Here is a 5555-nt window from a genome sequence, read left to right as displayed (position 1 = left end):
TAAGCCCGCCTGCGCAGATGGTACTGCAGTTATGTGGGAGAGTATGTCGTCGCCTTTCTTTAGAGAACCCTGATTCATCCGAATCAGGGTTTTTTGTTTATAAAATAATGAAGTATTGTGGGAGCCCTCCCGATAGCTATCGGGGGTTTTACCCTTTTTTTATTGACCCTCAACCTAAAAAGGTTTGGGGTCTTTTTTTTTACAGGAACTCCTTGTTCCCTACCACGGGGGTGGGTTTTTCGCCTTCCTTTTGAAAATCCTGATTCTAACGAATCTGTTTTTTTTGTTTATATATATATATTATCAATACTGATTTTTTGCATGAGGGATAGAAGTGAAAATCCTTTTTTGAGGCTTTTTTTAGCCTCAAAAAAGATTGTAACGTATAGCCCGACGCTACTGTAACGTAGTGGAAGTAGTGGCATGCCCCAAAAAGTAGGTACGACGAATAATTTAAATTATTAGATTAAAAAGGGGGATTTTGTTTTAACTTTGTATTTTATGGAAGATTCTATACCTAATATTGATAAGTACTATATAACGAAGGTGGATGCAGAACCAACCAGTATTTATTGCCATCATGATTTGATGGGTGAACTTTTTGTTCCAATTCATAAACATCAAAAAGCTCAAATGCTATATACGGAAGGTGATGTTGTTTTTGTGACTACAGCTGCTAAATCGTATTTTCTACCTGCACGGCATTTTTTTTGGTTACCAGCGGGAGTTGAGCATAGTATTCATCCTAAATCTGAAAATGTGATGATACGAAATTTATATTTTCCGGTAATGATTGGTGAAGATATATTTTACAGTAAGGAAGGAATTTATCCGCTTAATGACCTTTTATTACAAATGATGCTATTTACGAATCGTTGGAATGGTGATTTGGATGTTGGTTCTCCTAATTATTCAATTGCTAATGCAATAAAAGCAATTCTTCCTCAAATTTGTTTCAATAAGCTTCCTTTAGAACTTCCGGTTCCGAAGGATTATCGTCTTTTATCTGTAGTTGATTATATTGATCAACATATAGGTGAATCTTTAATGTTTCCAGTTTTGGCATCTATGTTTGGTTTTAGTGAACGTTCATTGTTGCGTTTGTTTCAAAAAGATATTGGAATGTCATTTATTCAATATTACAAAATGAAACGTATTTTGAAATCAATTGAATTGTTATCGGAAAAAAGATTGACTGTAAAGGAAATAGCTGAAGAAGTTGGGTATAACAGCGTTCCCACTTTCAGTAATACCTTCTACTCTGTTTTAGGACAAAGACCATCGGATTATTTAAATGGTGAAAATGTTTTGGATAACTTCTAAATATTCTATTTCATTTTCTTTTTTAAATTGGCTGAAATGAATATTTATTTGTCTTTTAATCATTATGTGTCATTGAATTAATGTTAGACCTTTGCATGATTATAATTTAAATCATGATGTTTTCAATATTAGTTTTTCGCTATAGGCTAAAATGCTTTATTTCTTGTTCCCTTTTATTTCTATTTATATCGCCAGTTGTTAACGCCCAAGAGATTAAAAAAATTTCTTTGCTTGACGCTTTACAATTGGCCAGTAAGCAGAATCGTTCTATTGTTAAATCTGATTTAGAAATTGGTATTAAGGAGGAATTCGTTAAAGATGTTAAAAAGCAACGTTTACCTGATGTAGCCATTAATGGAATTTATTCTAGAACAACTAGTTTGACTGAATTTAAAGGACCATTTTTAAGTGATAGAGCCATAAGACATCTTAAACCTGAAATCTATTCTTTGAGTACAGTAATCAAATCACCAATTTATATTGGAGGTAAGATCAAAAATGATATTCAAATTGCTAAAATTTCAACTGAAATTGCAGCAGTAGTAAAAGAACAGGTTGAGAGCGATATACAACTAGACGTCATTTCGACTTATTATGGTATTTATAAAATGCTAAAACTTCATAGTATTTTTTTAGAAAACATTAGTGAGGCTAAAACTCGTTTAAAGGAGATTCGCTCTTTTCAAAGTCATGGTACAGTAACCAAAAATGAAGTTATTCGCGCTGAATTATTATTGTCTGACCGTGAGTTGAATGTTATGACAAATTCCAATAATATTAAAATAGCCATGCATAATTTTAAAACTCTTTTGCAATTACCTGAAGAAATGGAATTTTCTATTGATACAACAGCAATTAATTTTGATTTAAAAGTAAAAGATCCTTATGCTACGTATTATGCTAGAGCGTTATACAACGAAGACATTAGAATGTCGGATAAATTTTCTACAATAAAAAAATTAGAATTAAAAAATACCCGTTCTAATTATTATCCAAGTATATACTTTTTTGCCAATTATAATTTGAGATTTCCCAATTTTATGTTTTTTCCTCCAGATCCTTATTTGTATAGTATTGGACAGGTTGGAATTGAACTAAATTATAATCTTTCTAGTTTATTTAAGAATACAAATAAAGTTCATATTGCAGAGAAAGAAGTGTCTTTGCAAAAAATGAATACTCAAATCTTAAAGGAAAGAGTAGGTGATGAATTGTTTAAAAATCACGTAGAATATCAAGAGATTTTAGATAAATCGAATGTTGTTGATAAAGCATTAGTACTAGCCAATGAAAATTACCGAATTGTTAAGGTAAAATATATAAATCAGTTGGTTTTAAGTACCGAGATGATTGATGCAGATAATGAGTTACTATTGGCAAAGTATAATAAGATATCTAACCGAATTGATGCGATGGTTAAATATTATGAGATGCTACATACGGCTGGTGCTTTGGGTGCAGAATTTGAAAATAAATAAAAAATACATTTTAGTTAATTATGGACGAAAAGAAAAAAAAAGCAAATGTATTCTTCCACGTTTTTGTTAGGTTGATTGCAGGAATATTGGTTGTAGGTGGGATATGTATGGGGATTTGGTTTTATATATATGATTCTACACATGAGGATACAAATGATGCCCAGGTAGAGCAATATGTAACACCAATAATGTCTCGTATTACTGGTTATGTTTCAAAAGTATATTTTGAAGAAAATCAATTTGTTCACAAAGGAGATACGTTGGTTATTTTTGATAATCGTGAATATGAAGCAAAATATGATCTTAGTTTGGCCGAACTTCAAAATGCACGTGAGAATACCGTTGTTGCTATGAAAAATGTACGTACTAGCAAAGGAAATTTGGCTATCACTGAAGCTCAACTTCTCGCTATAAAGACCACAGTTTGGAAATCAAAATTGGAACTTGATCGGTATCAATCTTTGGTAAATGAGGATGCTGCAACAGAACAACAGCTAGAAAAGGTAAAAGCAGACTATCAGGTTGCAATAGCACAGTTACAGGAAATGAAAAACCGAATCCATTTGGTAGATTTAGGTAGTTCTCAAGCCGCCGCAAATGTACCATCTACGCATAGCATAATAGCTTCAAAAGAAGCATTAGTTGATAATGCAAAATTATTTTTGTCCTATACTGTAATTACTGCACCTTATGATGGCTGGGTTGGGAAAAGAACAACCCAACCTGGTCAATTGATTAAAGAGGGGCAAACGTTAGTTTCTATTGTGAGTAAAGAGAAATGGATAACGGCTAATTTTAAAGAAACCCAATTACAGTATTTAAAAGTTGGTCAAGAAGTGAAAATCATTGCAGATGCTGATAAGAGTAGAACGTTTAAGGGTGTGATTAGTTCGCTGTCTCCTGCTAGTGGTGCTCGTTTTTCATTGCTTCCTCCAGACAATGCTACTGGTAATTTTGTTAAGATTGAACAACGTATTCCTGTGAAAATTAAAATTGATGAGGATATGGCAGCCATAAAATTTCTGAGGGCAGGTATGAATATTACGGTTAAGGCCGAACATTAAAAGGATGGATAATCAAGGTATTTTTAAATCATGGGTTCCCAATTGGGCTGCAATTTCAATTTTATTCATTTGTTTGTTACATTCCATGATTTTGCTGGGTGTATACAGTTCGAATGTTACCTATGCTGCTAGTTTTTTGGATATTGAAGCCGAAGATTTACAGTTTGCGATGTCAGTTACCTATGGTACTTTGCTGGCTACTATATTGATAGAGAGTCGATTTTCAAGTTTTTTTCCGACCAAGAATTACCTAATGGCTGTATTTTCTTTGTTAGCTTTGACTATTGTTTTCTCAGCTTATGTTTCGAATTTTTTCTTTTTTCTTTTTCTACGAATTTTCGAGGGAATTTTAATGGCCTTGCCCGTAATTACTATTCGACAGTTGTTAATAGAACGGTTTGAGTCTAAAAATGCTATAATTATTGGATTCACTTTCTACTATGGATCGTTGCTTTTAGCAACTCCGTTTATTATGAATATTGCCGTTTGGTTTTTGGATCATTATGATTGGAAGTATATGTTGTATGTTTCGGGGATGCTGCATGTTTTGAACGTTTTCTTGATAATGCTAACTTTTAAGGGACATAGAATCACTAAAAAAATTCCTTTATATCAAATCAATTGGACGAGTTATTTTTTGGTACTTACTTCCATCTTATCAGGTGCTTATTTTTTTGTTTATGCAGAAAAGAAATATTGGTTTGATTCGTCACAATTGGTAACTGCTTTGATTGTTTGTATGATAACAGGTGGTTTGTTTATGTTTAAAGAATTATCTGTAAAGCGTCCTAGCTTCAATTTTGATGTTTGGAAATATGCGAATCTTCGAATCGGATTTTTATTATTTTTTCTTTTTTATATCAGTAGAGCGACATTAGGACTTTGCCATTCGGCTATGTTTTCTATTTGGAATTGGGATCCATCGCGTGTGGCAGGAGTACAATATATTAATGGATTTGGAAATGTTATAGGACTTGCTTTATCTGCTTTTTTCTTAGCTAAAGCTATTTCTGCCAAATATATTTTTATGATTGGGTTTTCACTTTTAGCGGTATTTCATTTTTGGTTTACGTTTCTTTTTGTACCCGATGTGGCCTTGTCTGATATTTGGATACCTTATGTTTTACAAGGGATTGGGGTTGGTCTATTGTTTGTTCCTTTGATTTTATTCACGACTTCTTCAGTACCGAATAAGATGGCTGTTTCATCGGGTATCGTTGGAGTTGCAGGTAGATTTTGGGGGAGTACAATTGGTTTTTGTATTATGCAAAATGCTATTACTTTTTTGAATAAAAAACATTTTTTAAAATGGAGTCAATATGTAACTCCAGAAAGTAACAAGACCCAAGAAACTATTGCGGCATTATCACAGGGTTTTATTTCAAAAGGTTATTCTGTAGATGATGCCCATACATTAGCTTTAAAAAAGATTTTTGGATCTGTATCCAAGCAAGCCACTCTGTTGTCAAATATGGAAATATTTACAGTTGTCGGTTATTGTTTATTGATCTTGATTGTCTTTATTGGTTTAAATCAACATTTGAAACATACTTTTAATCTGTTTAAAACTAGAGTTTGGATTAGTTAATATTTTCTTGGCTCTTCGCTTAAAATAGTGGAATTGCATTTTTAGGCATTTCCTAAATAATACACCATTTTTATGAAATTTCCTGAATTTCTATAACCTCTT

The 5555-nt window shown here is 32.5% G+C and carries 4 protein-coding genes; all 4 read left to right on the top strand.

The annotated features are described in order from the left end of the window. Window positions 1–501 precede the first annotated feature (501 nt). The 4 genes from M2326_RS17295 (at window position 502) to M2326_RS17280 (ending at window position 5453) form a co-directional block, all read left to right on the top strand. On the top strand, window positions 502–1323 hold the full coding sequence (locus tag M2326_RS17295) for a helix-turn-helix domain-containing protein (RefSeq protein WP_264620799.1): 822 nt from the start codon (window positions 502–504) through the stop codon (window positions 1321–1323). A 227-nt stretch (window positions 1324–1550) separates the two neighbouring features. Beyond that, on the top strand, window positions 1551–2801 hold the full coding sequence (locus M2326_RS17290) for a TolC family protein (protein WP_264620798.1): 1251 nt from the start codon (window positions 1551–1553) through the stop codon (window positions 2799–2801). A 20-nt stretch (window positions 2802–2821) separates the two neighbouring features. After that, window positions 2822–3865 (top strand): HlyD family secretion protein, encoded by a 1044-nt coding sequence (locus M2326_RS17285; RefSeq protein WP_264620797.1) that lies wholly within the window; start codon window positions 2822–2824, stop codon window positions 3863–3865. 4 nt (window positions 3866–3869) lie between these two features. Further along, entirely contained in the window at window positions 3870–5453 is a 1584-nt protein-coding gene (locus M2326_RS17280; RefSeq protein ID WP_264620796.1) for an MFS transporter, read from the top strand. Window positions 5454–5555 lie beyond the last annotated feature (102 nt).

The organism is Flavobacterium psychraerolatum (genome assembly GCF_025960985.1).
Taxonomy (GTDB): Bacteria; Bacteroidota; Bacteroidia; order Flavobacteriales; family Flavobacteriaceae; genus Flavobacterium.
This window is presented reverse-complemented; position numbering and strand designations above follow the sequence as displayed.